16 protein-coding genes and 2 tRNA genes are annotated in these 21,487 nt (G+C 63.4%); 7 read left to right on the top strand and 11 right to left on the bottom strand.

From position 1 onward, the window contains the following. Positions 1 to 233 precede the first annotated feature (233 nt). Positions 234 to 695 carry a DUF2214 family protein gene (locus tag QWL29_RS07520; protein ID WP_305822269.1) on the top strand — a complete coding sequence of 154 codons (462 nt, stop codon included), beginning with the start codon at positions 234 to 236 and terminating at the stop codon, positions 693 to 695. Positions 696 to 701: 6 nt separating this feature from the next. After that, a complete protein-coding gene (locus tag QWL29_RS07515) occupies positions 702 to 1,175 on the top strand; it encodes a P-loop NTPase family protein (RefSeq protein WP_305822268.1) in 474 nt (157 codons plus the stop codon). A 204-nt stretch (positions 1,176 to 1,379) separates the two neighbouring features. Here QWL29_RS07515 and QWL29_RS07510 read toward each other — a convergent pair whose 3' ends face one another. Then, positions 1,380 to 3,242 (bottom strand): phosphoenolpyruvate carboxykinase (GTP), encoded by a 1,863-nt coding sequence (locus tag QWL29_RS07510; protein WP_305822267.1) that lies wholly within the window; start codon positions 3,240 to 3,242, stop codon positions 1,380 to 1,382. Between the two features lie 346 nt (positions 3,243 to 3,588). On the opposite strand from QWL29_RS07510, the gene QWL29_RS07505 reads away from it, so the two are divergent. Beyond that, positions 3,589 to 4,620, top strand: a complete 1,032-nt coding sequence (locus tag QWL29_RS07505; RefSeq protein ID WP_305822266.1) for a D-2-hydroxyacid dehydrogenase family protein — start codon at positions 3,589 to 3,591, stop codon at positions 4,618 to 4,620. A gap of 169 nt (positions 4,621 to 4,789) precedes the next feature. On the opposite strand, the gene QWL29_RS07500 is transcribed toward QWL29_RS07505, so the two are convergent. After that, positions 4,790 to 5,545 carry an L-asparaginase gene (locus QWL29_RS07500; protein ID WP_305822265.1) on the bottom strand — a complete coding sequence of 252 codons (756 nt, stop codon included), beginning with the start codon at positions 5,543 to 5,545 and terminating at the stop codon, positions 4,790 to 4,792. A gap of 137 nt (positions 5,546 to 5,682) precedes the next feature. Here QWL29_RS07500 and QWL29_RS07495 point away from each other — a divergent pair, with 137 nt between their 5' ends. After that, positions 5,683 to 6,168 (top strand): asparaginase domain-containing protein, encoded by a 486-nt coding sequence (locus QWL29_RS07495; RefSeq protein ID WP_305822264.1) that lies wholly within the window; start codon positions 5,683 to 5,685, stop codon positions 6,166 to 6,168. Between the two features lie 90 nt (positions 6,169 to 6,258). Beyond that, complete coding sequence (locus tag QWL29_RS07490) at positions 6,259 to 7,857, top strand: catalase (RefSeq protein ID WP_305822263.1); 1,599 nt, start codon at positions 6,259 to 6,261, stop codon at positions 7,855 to 7,857. A 161-nt stretch (positions 7,858 to 8,018) separates the two neighbouring features. Here the strand turns inward: QWL29_RS07490 and QWL29_RS07485 are convergent, their stop codons facing one another. The 5 genes from QWL29_RS07485 to QWL29_RS07465 all read right to left on the bottom strand — a co-directional run bounded on the left by QWL29_RS07485 (position 8,019) and on the right by QWL29_RS07465 (position 16,402). After that, entirely contained in the window at positions 8,019 to 8,915 is an 897-nt protein-coding gene (locus QWL29_RS07485; RefSeq protein WP_305822262.1) for a recombination-associated protein RdgC, read from the bottom strand. An 87-nt stretch (positions 8,916 to 9,002) separates the two neighbouring features. Then, positions 9,003 to 10,109 (bottom strand): DNA polymerase IV, encoded by a 1,107-nt coding sequence (dinB, locus tag QWL29_RS07480; protein ID WP_305822261.1) that lies wholly within the window; start codon positions 10,107 to 10,109, stop codon positions 9,003 to 9,005. Positions 10,110 to 10,454: 345 nt separating this feature from the next. Next, on the bottom strand, positions 10,455 to 12,284 hold the full coding sequence (locus QWL29_RS07475; RefSeq protein WP_305822260.1) for a S8 family peptidase: 1,830 nt from the start codon (positions 12,282 to 12,284) through the stop codon (positions 10,455 to 10,457). A 359-nt stretch (positions 12,285 to 12,643) separates the two neighbouring features. After that, positions 12,644 to 14,875 carry a TonB-dependent receptor gene (locus tag QWL29_RS07470; RefSeq protein ID WP_305822259.1) on the bottom strand — a complete coding sequence of 744 codons (2,232 nt, stop codon included), beginning with the start codon at positions 14,873 to 14,875 and terminating at the stop codon, positions 12,644 to 12,646. A gap of 210 nt (positions 14,876 to 15,085) precedes the next feature. Further along, positions 15,086 to 16,402 carry a glycerate kinase type-2 family protein gene (locus QWL29_RS07465; protein WP_305822258.1) on the bottom strand — a complete coding sequence of 439 codons (1,317 nt, stop codon included), beginning with the start codon at positions 16,400 to 16,402 and terminating at the stop codon, positions 15,086 to 15,088. Positions 16,403 to 16,541: 139 nt separating this feature from the next. Here QWL29_RS07465 and QWL29_RS07460 point away from each other — a divergent pair. Next, a tRNA-Val gene (locus QWL29_RS07460) sits at positions 16,542 to 16,617 on the top strand. 39 nt (positions 16,618 to 16,656) lie between these two features. Then, positions 16,657 to 16,733 (top strand) — tRNA-Asp (locus QWL29_RS07455). A 304-nt stretch (positions 16,734 to 17,037) separates the two neighbouring features. Here QWL29_RS07455 and QWL29_RS07450 read toward each other — a convergent pair. The 4 genes from QWL29_RS07450 to QWL29_RS07435 all read right to left on the bottom strand — a co-directional run bounded on the left by QWL29_RS07450 (position 17,038) and on the right by QWL29_RS07435 (position 21,431). Beyond that, on the bottom strand, positions 17,038 to 18,204 hold the full coding sequence (locus QWL29_RS07450; RefSeq protein WP_305822257.1) for a GGDEF domain-containing protein: 1,167 nt from the start codon (positions 18,202 to 18,204) through the stop codon (positions 17,038 to 17,040). Positions 18,205 to 18,480: 276 nt separating this feature from the next. Continuing rightward, a complete protein-coding gene (locus QWL29_RS07445) occupies positions 18,481 to 20,802 on the bottom strand; it encodes a YgiQ family radical SAM protein (RefSeq protein WP_305822256.1) in 2,322 nt (773 codons plus the stop codon). Positions 20,803 to 20,905: 103 nt separating this feature from the next. Then, a complete protein-coding gene (locus tag QWL29_RS07440) occupies positions 20,906 to 21,208 on the bottom strand; it encodes a DUF4404 family protein (protein WP_305822255.1) in 303 nt (100 codons plus the stop codon). 10 nt (positions 21,209 to 21,218) lie between these two features. Next, on the bottom strand, positions 21,219 to 21,431 hold the full coding sequence (locus QWL29_RS07435) for a VF530 family protein (protein ID WP_229436482.1): 213 nt from the start codon (positions 21,429 to 21,431) through the stop codon (positions 21,219 to 21,221). Positions 21,432 to 21,487: the final 56 nt, after the last annotated feature.

The following is a 21,487-nucleotide window of genomic DNA, read 5'->3' as shown; positions in this document are numbered from 1 at the left end:
GGCTGCTGGGCTGATGGTGGGTTCGAGAACCCACCCTACCGTTCGATGCAGTTCGTAGGGTGGGCTCTTGAGCCCACGCGGTACACCGGTTGAGTGGTCCCCAACGCCTCCACAGGGTCACCAAGGTTGAGTCCGCGTGGGCACAAGTGCCCACCCTACAGCTCACCGGTTTGCCTTGACACGCTAACAATACAAGCAGACATTGAACACACTTTCACTGTCGCGCTCCCGCCATGACCGACCTCCTGCTGGCCATCGTCCACCACCTGATCGTCTTCGGTCTCGCCGCCGTGCTGGCCGCCGAGCTGGCGCTGATGCGATCCTCGACCATGTCGCCGCAAACGGTCAAACTGCTCGGCCGCTTCGACTTCTTCTACGGCATGCTGGCGATGGCGATCCTGGTCGTCGGTTTCGTACGCGTCTGGTACGGCGCCAAGGGTCCCGACTTCTACCTGCACAACCATGCCTTCTGGGCCAAGATCGCCGCCTTTGCCGTGGTCGGCCTCATTTCAATCAAGCCAACCATGCGCATCCTGGCCTGGCAAAAATCGCTGAAGGCGAACGCCGCTTTCGTGCCAACGCTGCCGGAAATCGCCAAGCTGCGCCGCTGGCTGCTGATCGAACTCCACGTCTTCGCGCTCATTCCGGTCTTTGCCGCGATGATGGCGCGTGGCGTTGGCTACGGCGCCGGCTGAGCCCGTATGCGCGTACTCATCATGGGCAATTCGGGATCGGGCAAATCGCACCGTGCAGAGGCGCTGGCAGCGCAGCATGGGCTGGTGCATCTCGACCTCGACACCATCGTCTGGGAACCGGGCCAGATTGCCGTGCCGCGTGCCCCGGAACAAGTGCGCGCCGAGCTGCTGGCTTTTGTCGAAGGCAACGAGAGCTGGGTGGCGGAAGGCTGTTATGGCGACCTGGTGGAAGCTGCCCTGCCCTATTGCTCGGAACTGGTGTTCATGAATCCGGGGCTGGAAACCTGCCTGGAGAACAACCGCCGGCGGCCGTGGGAACCGCACAAGTATGCGTCGATGGAGGCGCAGCAGAGCAAGCTGGGCTTCCTGCTGGAGTGGGTGGCAGGCTATTACTCACGGGACGATGCGATGTCGTATGCGCGGCACCGGCAGATCTTCGATGGGTTCGGCGGCAACAAGACCGAAGTCACCACACTGTAGGGTGGGTTCTCGAACCCACCGATTCCGATTGTTTGACTGCTCAACCGACGTACCGCGTGGGTTCAAGAACCCACCCTACAACATCGCGTGCATGCATTCGCCGCCAAAAGAAAAAAAGGGGACAGGCAAGTGCCCGTCCCCTCCTTCGTTTTGTGCGGCCGGCTTACGTGAGCCGGCCGTCTCTCCCCCACTGCTTTTACTTTCTTAACCCAGCTGCTGTTCCAGCTTCTGCTTGGCCGCCACCAGCTCTTGCGGCAGGTGATAGGACAGCTTCTCGAACAGCTCGGTGTGCAGTTTCAGCTCTTCGCGCCAGGCGTCCTGGTCGATCGAGGTGATCTGCGTGAACTGGGCCTCGGTGAAGTCCAGGCCATCCCAGTTCAGGTCGCCGTAGTTCGGCGAGGTGCCGAACAGGTGTTCGCTGCCGCCGGCCTGGCCTTCGGTGCGCTCCAAAATCCACTTCAGCACGCGCATGTTGTCGCCGTAGCCCGGCCACACGAAGTTGCCCGACTCGTCGGTACGGAACCAGTTGACGCAGAAGATCTTCGGCAGCGCGGCGCCGTTCTTCTCGGCCACTTTGCGGCCCAGGTCCAGCCAGTGCTGGAAATAATCGCTCATGTTGTAGCCGATGAAAGGCAGCATCGCCAGCGGATCGCGGCGCACCACGCCCATCTGGCCGGCAGCGGCGGCGGTGGTTTCCGAACCCATGGTCGCGGCCATGTACACGCCTTCGATCCAGTCGCGCGCTTCGGTGACGAGCGGCACGGTGGTCGAGCGGCGGCCGCCGAAGATGAAGGCCGAGATCGGCACGCCTGCCGGATCGTCCCAGGCCGGGTCGATCACCGGGTTCTGGGTGGCGGCGACGGTAAAGCGTGCGTTCGGGTGGGCGGCCTTGGTGCCGGACGCCGGGGTCCAGTCCTTGCCCTGCCAGTCGATCAGGTGCGCAGGCGCTTCTTTCGTCATGCCTTCCCACCATACGTCGCCGTCGTCGGTCAGTGCGACGTTGGTGAAGATCACGTTCTCGCGCAGCGAAGACATGCAGTTCGAGTTGGTCTTGTCGTTGGTGCCCGGGGCCACGCCGAAGTAGCCGGCTTCCGGGTTGATGGCGTACAGCTTGCCGTCCGCGCCCGGCTTGATCCAGGCGATGTCGTCGCCGATGGTGGTGACTTTCCAGCCATTGAACGAGGTAGGCGGAATCAGCATGGCGAAGTTGGTCTTGCCGCAGGCCGAAGGGAACGCGGCGGCGACGTATTTCTTGTCGCCTTGCGGGGATTCGACGCCGAGGATCAGCATGTGTTCGGCCAGCCAGCCGGTGCCGCCTTGCTGCGCTTCCTGGTAGCCCATGTTCGAGGCGATACGCAGCGCGAAGCATTTCTTGCCGAGCAGCGCATTGCCGCCGTAGCCCGAGCCGAAGGACCAGATTTCGCGGGTTTCCGGGTAGTGCACGATGTACTTGGTGCTGTTGCACGGCCAGCGCACGTCTTGCTGGCCCTGGGTCAGCGGCATGCCGACGCTGTGCACGCAAGGCACGAACTCGCCATCGTTGCCCAGTACGTCGTACACGGCGCGGCCCATGCGCGTCATGATGCGCATGTTGACGGCAACATAAGGCGAATCGGACAGCTCGATGCCGATGTGGGCGATCGGCGAACCCAGCGGGCCCATCGAGAACGGCACCACGTACATGGTGCGGCCGGCCATGCAGCCGTCGAACAGGCCGTTCAGCGTGGTGCGCATCTCGGCCGGGTCGGTCCAGTTGTTGGTCGGGCCGGCTTCTTCCTTCGTTTTCGAGCAGATGAAGGTGCGGTCTTCCACGCGCGCCACATCCGACGGGTCGGACTGGGCCAGGTAGGAATTCGGGCGCAGTGCAGGGTTCAGGCGCTTCATCGTGCCGGCTTCGACCATCTGTGCGCACAGGCGGTCGTACTCTTCTTCGGAACCGTCGCACCAGTAGATGGCGTCGGGCTTCGTCAGGGCGGCAATGTCTGCCACCCAGTTGATGAGCTTTTGATGGTTGATGTAAGCTGGAACGTTCAGGGCGGCGACGCCGCTCATCACGGGCTGGTTCATGAGTACCTCCAATAAAGAATTCTGGTCATGTCCCGGCAGATCGCGTCGTGGGCCAGGGACTGCGCTTCGGAATCCCTTTGCTCGCATGGGAGCACGGCGTACGGCGGTCGTGTCGACAGCCTCGTTCGCGAGGCTGGGTGGAACGGTGCTGCTGGGCCTGTGTGATATACACAATCGTGCTGTCAAACCCTCAATATTCGGGCGATTGTACACCCCTGAAAATCATGCACAAGCTCTTCGGAGCCAAAAATGTAGCAAATATAGTTGACTAAAGTAGTGGGCTACTTTCGATTCTCCGGATCGTGTACTTCCTTTACGTGCTCATCAATAACTTCTTCTAACTTCGATGAAAATTGCCATTCTTGACGATTACCAGAACGCCGTGCCTGGTCTCGACTGTTACAAAATTTTGGAGGGGCACGAGGTCAAAGTGTTCAATACCTCGGCACGCGGGGTGGGACAGCTGGCGATCCGGCTGGCGCCCTTCGACGCGCTGGTGCTGATCCGCGAGCGCACGGCATTGCCGGCGGCGCTGCTGAACCGGCTGCCGAATTTGAAGCTGATTTCACAGACGGGCAAGGTCAGCGGACATGTGGATGTGGCGGCGGCCACTGCGCGCGGCATTGCGATTGCCGAGGGTGTCGGCTCGCCAGTGGCGCCGGCCGAGCTGACCTGGGCGCTGATCATGGCGGCCAGCCGCAAGATCGTTCCGTATGCGAATCACCTGAAGGAAGGCGCGTGGCAGACGGCGTCGGTCAATCCGCAGCTGAACGGGCTGGGACGGGTGCTGCATGGCCGCACGCTGGGGATCTGGAGTTACGGCAAGATCGGCAAGCTGGTGGCGGGGTATGGCAAGGTCTTCGGCATGCGAGTGCTGGTGTGGGGGAGCGAAGCGAGCCGGGCCGCAGCAGTGGCCGATGGGTGTACGGCGGCGGCGTCGCGCGAGGCTTTGTTTGCCGAGGCGGATGTGCTGAGCTTGCACTTGCGGCTGGTGGAGGCAACGCGCGGCATCGTGACTGCCGAGGATCTGGCGCGCATGAAGCCGGATGCCTTGTTCGTGAACACGAGCCGGGCGGAACTGGTGGTGGAAGGTGCGCTTGAAGAAGCATTGCGGCGTGGGTATCCCGGGGCTGCAGCGCTGGATGTGTTCACGAGCGAGCCGCTGGCGCCGGATGCGCAGTTGTTGAAGATACCGACCGTGCTGGCAACACCGCACCTGGGGTATGTTGAGCAGGACAGTTACGAGATGTATTTCAGGGCCGCGTTCGAAAACATCGTGAATTTTGCAGCGGGAAAACCAACGAATATCCTGAATCCGGAAGCGCTGACAACGTACGGTGGGCACTCCGTGCCCACGCGGAACGATGCGCAAGCTTAGCGGCATTTCATCCGCACCAATCGGATAATCGAAACGTCTCGAATGATCACTTGGACGCTTTAGCGAATGGCGGGTATTGGCTGCCTAAGCAGCGTTAACACTGCGCATACTTCCGCGTGGGCACAGGGTGCCCACCGTACGGGTTACGCGATCCGGGCCAATGGCCAGCTCAGCCTAATTCCGGCTCACCGGTCAGCTTGATACGCCGCGCCGGCATCACATGCCTGCCGGTCCATAGCCCCGCCCAGCCTGGCGGCCAGCCAATGTCCGGCCCGGCATACGGCTTGATGCCCGCACGCACCGGCACGACCGGCACCGGCGGCGCCTCGACCAGCCCGCCACCGGCGGGACGCTCCATGTTCAGACTGTACATGTACCCTGGCAATAGCAAGTCGCACACGTCGGCAAACCACGCCGTGTGATCCTCGTCGCGCCCCAGTGCCTGGGCCAGGCCCTGCGGGTCGAATTTGGCCAGTGCATGGATCAGCTCCTCGGTCGTGGCCCCGGGCGTATCGCCCCAGCCCATCACCGGATTGTTGTTGTACTCGGCGCCCGAGCCATACCAGCCTTCGCGCCAGGAGCGCTGCATCCAGTTGCGCTGGCCGGTGAACAGATGCCAGCGCCAGTGCAGGCCCGACGGCTTCGGCCACGAGTACAGATACAGCTTCTGGTAGCCGGCCTGGTGCAGGTCGCGCACCACGGCCATCAGGCGCGCGTGCGGCATGCGGTCGGGCGGAGTGCGGCGGAACAGGATCGGTTCGCCATCGGCGTGCTGCACTTCGTCGCTCGACAGGTTCAGGTCGAGGGTGCGCGCTTCGTTGCCGAAACGCGCGGAAATCCACCCGGTCAGCAAATTGACGTGGGTGATCACGCCATACCCGCGATGACGGTGGAAAATAACGGTTCCTGGTGCTACGGCTTTCATTTTTATCTTAGGCAAATGCCTGGCAAAGACAGCAGTCTACTCATCCGATCCGGCTGATTCTAGCGCAGTCACATATGGATACACTACGATTTGCGGCTATCATGAGCCACCTTTTTTCACTGCCTTTACAAACCGATATGACTTTGCGCCTCATCGCCACCGGCGGCACCTTCGACAAACATTACAACGAACTGAAAGGTGTGCTCGGCTTTGCCGACAGCCACCTGCCGGCAGTCATCGCCCGTGCCCGCATGACCATTCCGGTCGAGCTCGAAGTGCTGCCCCTGCTCGATTCGCTCGACATGGGGGACGAAGACCGCGCCCGCGTATTGGCGTCCTGCCAGGCCGCTGCCGAGAAAGCCATCGTCATCGTCCACGGCACCGACACCATGCGCGAGACCGCCGGCGTGCTCGGCGCCACCGACCTCGGCAAGACCATCGTGCTGACCGGCGCCATGATTCCCTACGAAATCGCCAACTCCGACGCCCTCTTCAACCTCGGCTTTGCCTGCGCCGCCGCGCAAACCCTGCCGGCCGGCGTCTACGTGGCGATGAATGGCCAGGTATTTGCCTGGGACAACGTGACGAAAAATCGCGCCGCCGGCGTCTTCCAGCCGCTGTAAGCAGCTGGGTTTCCCAAGGGCAGCCGGGCGCTGCCCTCAAGCGTAAGTTCCTATACTTTTCTCTCCCGTGAACAGAGAGGAGAGTTTCCCATGTCCGACCGTCCTATCCTGACTACGCGCCAGGGCCACCCCGTGCGCGACAACCAGTCGCTGCGTTCCGTCGGCGAACGCGGTCCGGCCACGCTCGAGAACTACCAGTTCATCGAAAAGATCACCCACTTCGACCGCGAACGCATTCCCGAACGCGTGGTGCATGCGCGCGGCACCGGCGCCCATGGCTATTTCGAGGCCTACGGCAAGATCGGCGACGAACCGGCATCCAAGTACACCCGCGCCAAGGTCCTCACCGAGGTCGGCGTGCAAACGCCGACTTTCGTGCGCTTCTCGACCGTGATCGGTGGCAAGGAGTCGCCAGAAACGGCACGCGACCCGCGCGGCTTTGCCGTGAAACTGAAAACCGTCGAAGGCAACTGGGACCTGGTCGGCAACAACCTGAAAGTTTTCTTCATCCGCGATGCGATCAAGTTCCCGGACATGATCCACGCCTTCAAGCCGGATCCGGTGACCAACCAGCAGGAGCCATGGCGCTTCTACGACTTCATTGCGAACCACCCGGAATCGCTGCACATGGTTACCTGGGTCAAGAGCCCATGGGGCATCCCTGCCAACTACCGCGAAATGGAAGGTTCCGGCGTCAACACGTACAAGTTGATCAACGACGAAGGCGTGGCGCATCTGGTGCGCTTCCACTGGCAGCCGCGGCAAGGCGTGCGCAACCTCACGGCGCAGCAGGCGTCCGAGATCCAGGCCACCGACACCAGCCACGCCACGCGCGACCTCTACCAGGCGATCGAGCGCGGCGATTATCCGGAATGGGAATTCTGTATCCAGATCATGGCCGACGGCGAGCACCCCGAGCTCGACTTCGACCCGCTGGACGACACCAAGCGCTGGCCGGAAGACCAGTTCCCGCTGCTGCCGGCGGGCCGCATGGTGCTCGATAAAAACCCGGACAACGTCTTCGCGGAAACCGAGCAATCCGCCTTCGGCACCGGCGTGCTGGTCGACGGCATCGATTTTTCTGACGACAAGATGCTGCAGGGCCGCACCCTGTCCTACTCGGACACCCAGCGCTACCGCATCGGTCCCAACTACCTGCAATTGCCGATCAATGCACCGCAGGAACGCGCGCGTGCCAAGACCAACCAGCGCGACGGCCAGATGGCGTATTACGTGGACGATGGCGGCGAGAGCAAGCACATCAACTACGAGCCGAGCCTGATGGGCGGTTTGCAGGAAGCGCCGCAGCCGCAGCGCGACTACCACCAGTACGTGGAAGGCCACCTCGGCCGCTACCAGACCACCTCGACCGCGGCCGACTACAAGCAGGCCGGCGACCGCTACCGCACTTTCGAGGACTGGGAGCGCGACGACCTGGTCAACAACGTCGGCGGCGACCTGAAGCAGTGCCCGGAAGTGATCCAGCTGCGCATGGTCTGGCACCTGTGGCATTGCGACGAGGATTACGGGCGCCGCGTGGCGGAGATTGCCGGCATCGACCTGGAAAAGGCCAAGGCCCTGCCGCCGCTGCCAGGCAAGCCGGCGCCGCATGCGGATCGCCAGGGGGCAACCTATACCGACAATAAGAGCGAGGAGCCGGCGACCAGCGAGGAAGTGGCGGCAAAGTAAGTCGTAATCGCCGCGCTGAAAAGCAAAACGGACCCTTTTGGGTCCGTTTTTGTAGGGTGGGTACTCGTACCCACCACATCGGCGCATGATCGATCGCCATGGTGACCGTGGCGGTATGCCGCGGCACATTTGGTGGGTACGAGTACCCACCCTACGACCCTTTACGCCTTGGCTTCGCCGCCCAGCGCTTCCACCACGTCCGTCAGCATCTTCGACAACTCACCCGTCATCAGCACGATGTCGTTATCGAAACGCTCGTCGTCGCTGTAGGTGACGGTTTCGCCTTCCTTGATCACGTCCAGCGGCTTGACGCCCTTGATCGCCAGCGATTCGGTCAGCACGAACGACACGCGGCTGTTCCAGGTCATGGCAAGGCGGGTGCACTGCTTGCCCGAGGCGATGTGGCGGCGGATGTCTTCCGGATCGAGCGAGTGCTTCACGTAACGCACGGCGGCGCGGCTTTCGCCGGTGGCGCGCAGTTCGGTGTCCTGGTCGATCGTGAAGTTGTACGGCGCTTCGTCGGATTCAAGCCAGCCGGTCATCACGGCCACCGGCGAGCGCTGCACGCGCAGCGATTCCAGCGGCAGGCGGTCCACGGCTTTCAGCAGCAGCTTGATGACTTCGTCGGCCTTGGCCGGGCTGGCGGCGTCGATCACGAGCCAGCCGTTGACCGGGTCGATCCAGGTCCAGGTGTTGCTGCGGATGGTGAATGCGCGCGGCAGCAGTTCCTCTGCCACGCGCTCCTTCAGTTCCTTCATCGCCTTTTTACCTGGCGGGAAGCCTTGCTGCTCTTCCATCTCGACGGCCTTGGCCTTGGCGACCTGGTTGATCACCGAGCTTGGCAGCAGTTTCTTTTCCGTACCCAGCATCATCAGCATCTGCTTGTTGACCACGTGGACCAGCTTGCCGTTCGGACGTGGCGCATCCCAGCCCTGGCGCAGCAATTCGTTGCTGCTGGCCGGCGTAAAGGCCTGCGACTGCAGCGCCTCTTCCATTTTTTCAGGGGCGAAGTCCCAATTGGCGGGCAGACGGTAGATCTGAAGATTCTTGAACCACATAGTTGCTTTCTGTTGTTTCAGGATTTCACGGGAACGACATTTTACACGCTGAAGCCACCCTATTTTCGGGTAGCAACACACGCTTTTTCAATGCCTTGTGTGTTCGTCAAACAGGCTCAGCTGTTCAACATGTTCGGTGTCGCCCAGGCGCACGCCCACGCCCAGCAGGCGTACCGGGCGGCTGGCGCGCTGCCAGCCGATTTCCATCAGCCGGGCAAAGGTCGGCAGGTGTGGCGTATAGCCGACACACTCCACCGTGGTCTGCTGGAAGTCTGAAAATTTGATCTTCACAAACAGCTTGTTGATGAATTTTTCGGCACCGGCGCGCTTGATACGGCCCAGCAGGTGTTCGTGCAGATCGGGCAGCAGCGCCAGGCAGCCCGGCAAGTCCGGAATGTCCGGGGTGTAGGTTTCCTCGGTGCTGACCGACTTGCGCTCGCGCTCCGGACTCACCTCGCGAAAATCGATGCCGCGCGACAGATCGTGCAGACGCGCGCCGAAGCTGCCGAAGTGTTCCTGCAGCTTTTGCATGCTCCACTCGCGCAAATCGGCGCAGGTCTGCAGGCCCAGGTTGTTCATCTTGGCGGCGGTCACCTTGCCGACGCCGTGCAATTTCTTCACCGGCAGCGCGGCGACAAAGGCCTCCACCTCGTCCGGGCGCACCAGGAACAGGCCGTCGGGCTTGTTCCAGTCGCTGGCGATCTTCGCCACGAACTTGTTCGGCGCCACGCCGGCCGAGGCCGTGATGCCCACGGTCTCGAAGATGCGGCGCCGGATTTCCTGGGCGATCAGGGTCGCGCTGTTCTTGCAGTGCGGCGAGTTGGTCACGTCCAGGTAGGCTTCGTCCAGCGACAGCGGTTCGACGAGGTCCGTGTAGTCGCGGTAGATGTCCATGATCTGCCCCGAGGCGATGCGGTACTTTTCCATTGCCGGCGGAATGATCACCAGCTCCGGGCACAGCTTGACGGCCTGGGCGGTGGCCATGGCCGAGTGGATGCCGTAGCGGCGCGCCTCGTAGTTGCAGGTCGCCACCACGCCGCGCTGGTCCTGGCGGCCGCCCACGGCCAGCGGCCGGCCGCGCAAGGACGGATCGTCGCGCATCTCGACCGACGCGTAGAAGCAGTCGCAGTCGCAATGGATGATTTTACGTGCGGGGGCGTTCACTCGGGCGGCGGCGGGGCCGACTACTGTCATTCCATACAGTATCTCGTCAATTATCGTTTGATGCAAGCGTTAGCGGCGGCCATCGTACGGTGGGCACCCCGTGCCCACGCGGAACGTGGCGCTGTGTTGGCTCTGGTGCTAAACGCGCACGATGGCGATTGTTGACGTCTCCAAAAGAGCAAACGCTAACTCTTTTCTTTTGGATACTCATCAACATGCGACGACTACCACTACACACCAGCCGCCGATGACGCATCGTTCCGCGTGGGCACGGAGTGCCCACCGTACGGGTCAGCGCTAACCGTTCACCAATAAAAAAGACGCGCGGCAAGCCGCGCGTCAATCACCCTTGGTACTCGACTGTTATCGGAACAATTACCAGCCCAACTGCAGCGTGTACTTGCCGTTGGTCGAACCGGTGCCGCCGCTGTAGTACTTGACGCGCACATAACGGGCAGCAGTAGCAGTGGTGGTGTTCGCCACCGAGGCAGTGTCGGCCGCACCGGCGCCGTTTTCGCTCAGCGCCAGCTGGGTGCCGGAGCTGTTGTAGATGTACACGTCGTAGTCGGCAGTCGAGGTGCCCGGCGTCATGGTCGCGGTCAGGGTTTTGCCGGCTGGCAGCTGGACCACGAAGTAGTCGCTGTCGGTGCTGGAACCCATGTTGCCGGTCACGGTCGTGTTGGCGGTGCTGACGACGTCGGCGGTGGCGATCGTGTTGTTCGATTCGCTTTCGGCGATCGTCGGCCCGGTCGGCGTGGTGCCGCCGCCGCCAGTGGCCGAGGCCACGGCCGCTGCCGCGTCGACGATACCCGTGCCGCAACCCGAGCAGGTGGCCGGGAAGGCGCGCGCGGTGCTCTTCAGCTTCGACTCGATCTGGTCCGGCGTCAGCGCGCCGTTTTTCGCCAGCATCAGTGCGGCCACGCCGGCCACGTGCGGGGTGGCCATCGAGGTGCCCTGGTAGGACGCGTAGGTGTCCGAGCCTGGTGCGTTGGTGCCGCTGTTCAGGGTCGACAGCACGCCGCCGCCGGTACCGCCGCCCGGCGCCGCCACGTCGACCACGGTGCCGTAGTTCGAGTAGGAAGCGCGGCCGCCGGCCTTGGTGGTCGCCGCCACGGTCACCACGCCCGAGCAATTCGCCGGGCTGGCGTTCGAGGCGTTCTGGTTCTCGTTGCCGGCTGCGACGATGACAACGGTGCCGCGCGAGCGGGCGCTGTTGATCGCGTTCTGGGTGGTGGTGTCGCAGGCGCCGCCGCCGCCGAGCGACATGTTGATGACGTGGGCGCGGGCCGCGATGGCCGGCACGCCGCTGACGCTGCCGCCCGAGGACCAGACGATGGCGTCGGCAATGTCCGAGGTGTAGCCGCCGCACTTGCCGAGCACGCGCACCGGCACGACTTTCGCGCCAAAGGCGACGCCGGCCACGCCGACGCCGTTGTTGGTGGCGGCGGCAATGGTGCCGGCCACGTGGGTGCCGTGCCAGCTCGAGCTCGATGCCGGCGAACCGGCGTAGCAGGCGCCGGCGGTGACGGCGTCGCCCGGGTCGGAGGCGTCGCTGTCGCGGCCGTTGCCGTCGTTCGAAACGGCGGTGTCGGAGATGAAGTCGTAGCCTGCCAGGAACTGGCCGGAGAGGTCGACGTGCGGACGGAAGCCGGTGTCGATGACGGCCACGCGGATGCCGGCGCCGGTCGAGTTATCCCAGGCGGCCGGCAGGCGCAGGCCGCCGGTCGCGTCGAAGTAGTGCCACTGCTCGCTGTAGCGCGGGTCGTTCGGCGTCATCATCTTGGTCATGATGCGGTCCGGCTCGGCGTACTCGATCTGCGGATCGCGCGCCATCATCTCCTTGGCCAGCGCGCGCGCTTCGGTCAGCGACATCTTGCGGCTCAGCTTCATGACGTTGGCGCCGGTGGCGATGCCGTGCAGGGCCTGCAGCTTGACGCCGTAGTCCTGGCCGGCGCGGTCGGCAACCGACTGGCGCGCCGCCGTCACGGCCGGCACCATGGCGCGGCCGTTCACGACTTTCGCATCCTTGTACTTCACGATCATGCGGTCGGTGTGGAGGATGTATTGCTGCTCCGTGGCGGCGCCGGGAACGGCGTCGGGAACAGCGGCCGTACCGGACGCCGAGGCGTGGAGCGGGCCCACGACAACGGCCAGTGCAGCGGTGACTTTCAACAGGCTCGGATAAAGCGATTGCATCGACTTCATGGTTCGTCCTTTTGTGTAGTTTTCCGTCAAGGCGAGATGCCTTGTTTTATGTGTCTCCAGTTATCTCCTACCGGAGTTGCCCTCTGCTGGCGGCTTGGAAAGACTACTCCCGAGTAAATATGCATGAAGGGAATTTCGAATCGTGTGCAGCACTTTCGCAACGGTTTCTGTGCTTGACTTAACAAAAACATGGAATATTTGCCACATTTGTATGTACGCCAAATAACATATGGTACGTATTCATTATCATCGTCACAACACTCATTACCTTAGGAATAAGACAAGATATAAGCCCCTCCCAACATGCATAAAAAAGGCCGCGATCGCTCGCGGCCTTGTGCTGTGTCAGGTTCCTGTAATCAGAAATTACCCTTGAATTGCACACCCCAGGTACGCGGTTCGTTGGTAAAACCGGTCAGGTTGTTGAAGTCGATGGCGCCGGTAATGCGGCGCTCGTCGAGGATGTTGCGGCCGAACAGGGCGGCCTCGTACTTGCCGTTGGCCCAGGTATAGCCCATGCGCAGGCCGCCTTCGGTCAGCGGCTTGCCGGTGAACTCGGCTGCTTCGTACAGGAAGAAGTTGATCTTGCTGCGGTACGACCAGTCGGTGAAGACGAAGAACTCGCCGTCGGCTACCGGCACGCTGTAGCGCGCGGTCGCGTTCACGATCCAGCGCGGCGCCTGCGGCAGGATGTTGCCGTTCACGTACACGCGGCCGGTGGACGCCAGCGGATCGCGCACCGTGCATGCGGCGCTGCAGTGGGCCACCACCAGGTTGGCGTCACGGATTTCCGTGAAGTTGTAGCTGGTGCTGGCCGTCAGGCGCAGCGACGGGCTGATTGCCGCTTCGACGTCGAGCTCGACGCCGCGGCCCTTGGTTTTATCTGCATTCAGCAACTGGTTGGCGTTCGTCAGGCCACCGACGGCGGTCAGCTGCTGGTCCTTGATGGTGTAGTCGTAGACCGAGAAGGCAACGCGGCCGCGGCGGTCGAACAAATCGGCCTTCACGCCGGCTTCGACCGAGGTGATGGTTTCGGCATCGGCCACGGTAATCGGCACCGACGCCGACGCGGCGGCGATACTCGGCGCGCGGAAGCCGGTGGCCACGCGGCCGTACACGTTGACTTCCTGCGTCAGTTTATAGGTACCGCTCAGGTCCCAGCTGACCTTGTTCTTGTTGGTACTCACCGAGGTGTCGCCGATCTGCACCACGTTCACGGCGCGCACCGTGTTGAAGTCCTTCTCGTCCTTGGTGTAGCGCAGGCCGGCGCGCAGGTCGAAGCTTGGCGAGACCTTGTAGGTGGCCGAGCCGAACACGGCCCAGGCGGTGTTGTCCTGGTGGCTGGCCAGCACCGAGGTGCGCGCGCCGGTGGTGCTGTTGAAGTTGTCGCTGCCGCCGGTGGCGTTTTCCTCGAACCAGTAGACGCCGGCCTGCCAGTTCAGCGGACCGGTGTAGGCCGATTCGACGCGGAATTCCTGGCTGTACTGCTCCAGGCGGTCGATGTAGCCGGCGGTTTCGACCTGGAACGGCACGCGGCCCGGGCCGCCGACGATGCCGCCGTCGATGTCGCCGCGGCTGATGTAGTCGCCCACGGTTTCATAGCCGGTGACCGAATGCAGGCGGTAGTCGCCCAGGTCCCAGCTCATGCGCAGGTTGGCGCCGCGGGTGCCGAGGCGCTGGTAGTTCTGGGCGTTGGTGACGATGCGGTCCAGATCCAGGCCCGGCACGATGTCGTTGCTGCCCGAGCGGATCAGGTTGGCGCGGAACAGGCGGGCGCTGCCGGTGGTGCTGCGCTGGTGCAGGTTGAACAGGGCATTGAAGGCATTGTCCGGCTTGTACAGGAACTGCACGCGCTCGGCGTGTTCGTTGTAGCCGTCCAGGTCGCCGTTGCGCTGGGTCATGGCCAGGTCGGCGTAGTTCTTGACGTAGTCGTCGCGGTGCTGGCGCAGGGTCGAGACGCGCATGGCCACGGTGTCCGACAGCGGCACGTTGACGGCGCCTTCGACGTTCACGGTCTTGTGGGTGGCAACCGAGGCGCTGTAGTAGCCCTCGGTCTTGCCCAGCTGCGGCTTCTCGGATTCGAACTTCACCACGCCGGCCGGGGTGTTGCGGCCGAACAGCGTGCCCTGCGGACCGCGCAGCACTTCGACGTTGGCCACGTCGAAGATCGGGAAGCCTTTCAGGATCGGGTTTTCCTGCACCACGTCGTCATAGATCAGCGAGACCGGCTGCGAGGCGAAGGTGTTGAAGTCGGTGTTGCCGTAGCCGCGGATGTAGAAGCGCGGGAAGGTACGGCCGTTCGACGATTCCACGTTCAGGCTCGGCAGCTTGCCGGCGAGCAGGCGGATGTCCTGGCCGCTCGAGGTCAGGACGTCGAGCTTTTCGCCGCGCAGGGCGCTCACGGCCAGCGGCACGTCGCGAATGTTCTCGCTGCGGCGCTGGGCCGTCACGGTGACGGTCTGCAGTTCGGCAGTCGGCGCAGCCTGCGCTGCCGGGGCCGGGGCCGGCGCGTCGGTCTGGGCCATGGCCACGGCCGGCAGGGCGGCAAGCGCCAGCACGACGCGGCGATGCATCTTGGACATCTTGATCATGATTGTTCTTTCGTGAGTAGTGAAACCGCGATGTCCACTCTTTCCTCCATGTGCCGCTCCTCTTGAAGCAGCAAGGCGGTTTGCCCGCCGCGGCACCTGCATCTTGTTGATGTCTCAAGGTTGCCGTCCAACAAAGGCGTGATTGTTCGCTATACGATTTCGAATATCAAGTGAATATTCAAATGCAGATGTCAAATAACAACAAGTGTGCTAGGACGCCGTAATGACAATGGCGCGGAAGTCGTTGACGTTGGTGCGGGTCGGCCCCGTGACGACCAGGTCGTCCAGCGCGGCGAACAGGCTGTAGCCGTCGTTATCGCGCAGCATGGCGGCGGCATCGAGTCCGCCAGCCGCCGCACGCGCCAGGGAATCCGGACCCAGCAGCGCGCCGGCATTGTCTTCGGTGCCGTCGATGCCGTCGGTATCGCAGGCGATCGCGTGCACGTGCTCCAGGCCGCGCAGGGCGATGGCCAGCGCCAAGAGGAATTCGGCGTTGCGCCCGCCCCTGCCCTGGCCGCGCACCGTGACCGAGGTTTCGCCGCCGGACAGGATCACGCAGGGCGCCGGCAGGGGCTGGCCGTGTTCGATCACCTGGCGGGCAATGGCCGCGTGGACAATCGCCACCTCGCGCGCCTCGCCCTCGATGCTGTTCGACAGCACCAGCGGCGTGAACCCTGCCGCGCGCGCCGCGTCGGCTGCCGCATCCAGTGCAGCCTGGGCGGTGGCGATGACCACCGTCTCGTTGCGCGCCAGGCGCGGGTCATCAGGACGTGGCGCCGTCAGGGCCGGGTTGGCCAGCACGGCGCGCGCCGCCTCCGACACCGCGATGCCGTATTGCTGGAGGATGGCGAGCGCATCGGCGCCGCTGCTGCCGTCGGGCACGGTGGGGCCGGAGGCGACCACGGCCGGATCGTCGCCCGGCACGTCGGACACCACCAGCGTCAGCACCCGCGCCGGGTAGCAGGCCAGCGCCAGGCGCCCGCCCTTCACTGCCGACAGGTGGCGGCGCACGCAGTTCATCTCGCCGATCGGCGCGCCGCTGCGCAATAGCTGGCGGTTGATGTCGCGCTTCTCCTCCGCCGTGATGCCGGGCGCCGGCAAAGACAGCAGAGCCGAGCCGCCACCGGACATCAGGCACAGCACCAGGTCGTCTTCGGTCAGGCCCTGCACCAGTTCCAGCATGCGGGTGGCGGCGCGCACGCCGGCCTCGTCGGGGACGGGGTGGCCGGCCTCGACTACTTCGATGCGGCTGGTCGGCGCGCCGTGGGCGTAGCGCGTGACCACCAGGCCGCTCAGCTCGCCCTGCCAGTGCTGCTCGACCGCTTCCGCCATGCGCGCGGCCGCCTTGCCGGCGCCGATCACGACCGTACGTCCGCGCGGCGGCGGCGGCAGGTGCTGCGCGATGAGCTTGCCGGGATCGACGGCGGCGAGGGCCGAGTGGAACAGATGGGTCAGGAACTGGCGGGGGTCGAACGCGCTCAATCGGCTCTCCTTGGAGTGAATCCAATGATCTTGGCATAAAAACATCGCGCCGGCTCAACTGTTCGGAAAAAACGCATTTTGCATATTTTTCAGAAAAACCCTTGCGCAATCGCTAGGGCTTAGCTATGATTCGGGCCTCTTCAGACGCAATGACAAGCGTTAGACGAAACGAATAAAGTGAGCGGGGCGCTTAGCTCAGTTGGTAGAGCGGATCCCTTACAAGGATTAGGTCGGGAGTTCGAGCCTCTCAGCGCCCACCAAGTTCAGTTTCAGAAAACGAAGCACCGATCAGTTAAAACGGAGCGGTAGTTCAGTTGGTTAGAATACCGGCCTGTCACGCCGGGGGTCGCGGGTTCGAGCCCCGTCCGCTCCGCCAGCATCAAGAAAAAAGGGTCCGATTCGTCGGACCCTTTTTTCGTTTACCTGCGTGTTTCGCTCGCGTATCAATGGCCTGCGGCCGGAACCGTACGGTGGGCACTCCGTGCCCACGCGGAAACATGCACCGCGGCTGCTCTCTTGGATGCGGATCATATGATCATCGGCCAACGTCAACCCAAGCGTTTCGTTAGCGCGTCGTTCCGCGTGGGCACGGAGTGCCCACCGTACGTTCCTGCTTGCGATCGATCCATTTGCACGATTGATTCTGGCGGCACGACCATACGGTCGACATCCCCGCCACATCACGCCACGCAGCGCACCGCTTCCCCCACCTCCACCCGGTTCCGCCCATTGCGCTTGGCCTGGTACAAGGCGCGGTCCGCCCGCGCCAGCGCGGCCGGCAAATCCTCGTTGGCCTCGATCACGACCACGCCGATACTCACCGTCATCTCGTAGCCGTTGCCGCAGCTGGGCAGGCAGATTGCCATGGTGGCCTGGCGCAGGCGTTCGGCAGCCTGCCGCGCGCCGTCGAGGTCGGCGCCGGGCATGGCCAGCGCAAATTCCTCGCCGCCCATGCGGCCCAGGACGTCGTGCTCGCGCAGCGCGCCGCCGGCGGCGCGTGCAAACAGCACCAGCGCCTCGTCGCCGCTGGCGTGGCCAAAGCGGTCGTTGAGGCGCTTGAAGTGGTCGATGTCGATCATCAAGAGCGCGATAGGCTTGCGCAGCCGTATCGCCAGCATGCGCGTCTCATTGGCACGGGTAAAGAAAGCACGCCGGTTCAGCAGGCCGGTCAGGTCGTCGAGGGTTGCCAGGCGCTTCATGACGGCATCGTTGCGCTGCTTCGACATCAACAGGAAGCCGAAGCCGTTCATGATCATCAGCATGTAGCCGGAAATATAGCCTGCCATCTGGGCGCCGTCGGTCTCGGTCATGTTCAGCTCGCCACGCAGGAAGGCGCCGACTGCCCAGCTGGCGATCGCCGTGCCGAACACGCCGTTGTTCACGCCAATGATTCGTTGCAGCAGCGTTGGATCCTTCAGTCGCGGGCTCAGCAGCACGCAAGCGGTCGAAATGGTCGACAGGGCGAATACGCAGGCGACCAGGCCGATGAGCTCACCATAACTGGCCAGTTCCAGCGGCACGACGCAGGCGGCGACCAGCAGCGCCAGGCCGGCGACCGGGAGAGCGTAGCGTTTCCAGTTGCGCACTTCAAAGAAGGTGCAGAACGCGGCCACTTCCAGCGACCAGCCAATGAACCAGCCCATCGGTTCGACCAGGGCCAGTACCGGCAGCCCCAGCTGGGGACGGGCAAAGGCCAGCAACTGGGTGGTACCGAACACCAGGCGCGCCCAGGTCCAGAGAAGCAAGCCAGGACTGGGTTCGGTGTCGCGGATGTAGGCGACCATCAGCACGGCAAACGAAAGGTTGCCGATGCCCAGCGCCAGCATATAGGTATGGATATCGATCACTGCATTCCTTGCGGGAGAGTCAGCACGACGAAACATCAATTCTATCGGCGTAACGCTATAAAAATGCTAACAACTATTTCCCAAAGGAATCATATTACAGGCTTTGATCCTTACTGTTCGCACGATTGATCGATTTAGATGTCTGCCTCGAACCGCGCGGGGCGAGTCCTGCGTGACAGTAAGGGATGCCATGTCGTGCATACACAACAGCAATGAAAAAGGCCAGCCGTGCATCCCTGCGCGGCTGGCCTTGAGCGGATCCGACAAATCGTCAGGCTACTTGCGTGGCGCCTTCGGCTTGGTCTTGATGGTCGACAGGATCGACGGCCGCGTCTTTTCCGGCGCAGCAGCAGCGGCGCGTGCGCCGGCGCCGGCACGCTCGGGCTGGCGCTTCGCCGCGGCCTGGGCATTCACCACATGCGGCGCCGGCACGCCATTGCCGCGCTTGGCCACCGGCGCCACTGCCGGCGGCCGGGCGGCCGGCTGGCGCGCCGTACGCGAACCGGTTTCGCGCACTGCAGGCGCGGCGCCCTCTTCCGACGGATGCCAGGCCGGCACCAGGTGGCGCTCACCATTCCCGATCAAATCGCCGCGGCCCATCTTGACCAGGGTCTCGCGCAGGATCGGCCAGTTTTCCGGGTGGTGCCAGCGCAGGAAGGCTTTATGCGCCTTGCGCATCTTGCCGCTGCGGGCGGTTTCCACCACTTCCGAATCTTCCGTCACTTTTTTCAGCGGATTCTTGCGGCTGTGGTACATGGTCGTCGCCATCGCCATCGGCGTCGGCGTGAAGGTCTGCACCTGGTCCAGCTTGAAGTTGTTCTTCTTCAGCCACAGCGCCAGGTTCAGCATGTCCTCGTCGGTCGAGCCCGGGTGGGCAGCGATGAAGTAGGGAATCAGATACTGCTTCTTGCCGGCCTCGATCGAATACTTCTCGAACATGCGCTTGAACTCGTCGTAGGCGCCAATCCCCGGCTTCATCATCTTCGACAGCGTGGCCTGCTCGGTGTGCTCGGGCGCGATCTTCAGCAGGCCGCCCACGTGGTGGGTCACCAGTTCCTTCACGTATTCCGGCGAGCGCACGGCCAGGTCGTAGCGCAGGCCCGAGCCGATCAGGATCTTCTTCACGCCCGGAATCGCACGCGCCTTGCGATACAGCGAGATCAGCTTGCTGTGGTCGGTGCCCAGGTTGCTGCAGATGGTCGGGTACACGCATGACAGGCGGCGGCAGGATTCCTCGATGCTCTTTTCCTTGCAGGCGAGGCGGTACATGTTCGCCGTCGGGCCGCCAAGGTCGGTAATCGTGCCGGAGAAGTTCTTGGTCGTGTCGCGGATCAGCTCGATCTCGCGCAGGATCGACGGCTCCGAGCGGCTTTGGATGATGCGGCCTTCGTGCTCGGTGATCGAGCAGAAGGTGCAGCCGCCGAAGCAGCCGCGCATGATGTTCACCGAATAACGGATCATTTCCCAGGCCGGGATATGGGCCTTGCCATAGCTCGGGTGCGGCGCGCGGGCGTACGGCAGGTCATACACGTTGTCCATCTCGTCCATGGCCAGCGGCAGCGGCGGCGCGTTCAGCCAGACGTCGCGGTCGCCATGGGCCTGCACCAGCGCGCGCGCATTGCCCGGGTTCGATTCGAGGTGGAACACGCGCGAGGCGTGGGCATACATCACCGGGTCTTCGCTGACGGTTTCAAAGCTCGGCAGGCGCACCACGGTCTTCAGCGCCTTTTCGCGCAGGGCGGCCTGGCGCTGTTCGCGCGTCATGATGATGACGGGTTTGACTTCCGGTTCCGGCGCGGCATTGTCGAGCGCGCAGGCTTTCGGGTCTTCCAGCGCCATCGCATACGGGTTCGGCTGCTTGTCGATACGGCCCGGCACGTCCACGCGGGTGGAATTGTGGGTCGACCATTCTTCGTCCGGCATCCAGCCTTGCGGCACCAGGAAGGCGGTACCGCGCAAATCGCGGATGCTCTTGATGCTCTCGCCCGCGGCCAGGCGGCGCGTGACGTCGACCAGCGCGCGCTCGGCGTTACCGAAGATCAGCAGATCGGCCTTCGATTCGAACAGCACCGAGCGGCGTACCTTGTCCGACCAGTAATCGTAGTGGGCGATACGGCGCAGCGAGGCCTCGATCGAGCCGACGATGACGGGCACGCCGGGATAGGCTTCGCGCACGCGCTGGGCGTAGACGGTGACGGCGCGGTCCGGGCGTTTATTTGGCTCGGCGTTCGGGGTGTACGCGTCGTCGGAACGGATTTTACGATCGGCCGTGTAGCGGTTGACCATCGAGTCCATATTGCCGGCGGTGATGCCCCAGTACAGGTTGGGCTTGCCCAGCGCGCGGAACGGGTCGACCGAGGTCCAGTCCGGCTGGCTGATGATGCCGACCTTGTAGCCCTGCGCTTCCAGCAGACGGCCGACCAGCGCCATGCCGAAGCTGGGGTGGTCGATGTAGGCGTCGCCGGTGACGAGGATGATGTCGCAGGAATCCCAGCCGAGCGCGTCCATTTCGGCGCGGGTCATCGGCAGGAAGGGCGCGGTAGCTGCGCGGCTGGAGCGCTTGGGCACGCTCGCGAAGAGATTGGCTGGGGAGTTCATTGGCCGGCATTGTACCGGAATTCCCCATCCAAGGCTGCTCACCGCCTGGAAAATTGCTTACATTTCAATGACTTGTGGCTGAGCAGCCTCTATTCTCGCCGCTTCAGATGCCCATGTTCGACAGGATGCTGCCGAGTTCGTTCAGCGTGGTGGCCACTTTCGGGTGGCGCGCGGTGAAGCGGGCGCTCAGTTCCTGGGTGCGCGAACCGAGGCCATAGGTGTTGGCGTCGAGGTCCTGGTCGGCGCGGCGCTCGAGCACTTGCTTGATGTCGCCGTCGAGCTGGCGCAGCAGCATCTGCAGTTCCTCGTCGACCTCGTCGGTCTCCGACAGGCTGCGGTGCAGGGTCTTCAGGCGTGTTTTCAGGTCTGGATCGCTCAGGTTCTCGTTCTGGTTCTCGTTCAGCATGGTGTTCTCGCTAGTTGGGGAAGCGGGTTTCGAGATACAGCTTCTCGACCTCTTCGCGCGCCCAGGGCGTGCGGCGCAAAAACTTCAGGCTCGACTTGATGCTCGGATCTTTTTGGAAACAGTTGATGTCGATCCGGCGGCCGAGTCCGTCCCAGCCATAGTGCTCGACCAGGCGGGTTAACAGCGATTCTAAAGTAATACCGTGCAGGGATTGAACACTCATCGCTTGGGGGGATTTTTCGTTGTGGGATCGGGGTGTTTATACACCGGATTCGGAGG

This window comes from Massilia brevitalea, from assembly GCF_030711405.1.
Taxonomy (GTDB): Bacteria; Pseudomonadota; Gammaproteobacteria; order Burkholderiales; family Burkholderiaceae_D; genus Telluria; species Telluria brevitalea.
Note: the sequence above shows the minus strand (reverse complement) of the source record. Positions and strands in the feature narration are given on the sequence as shown.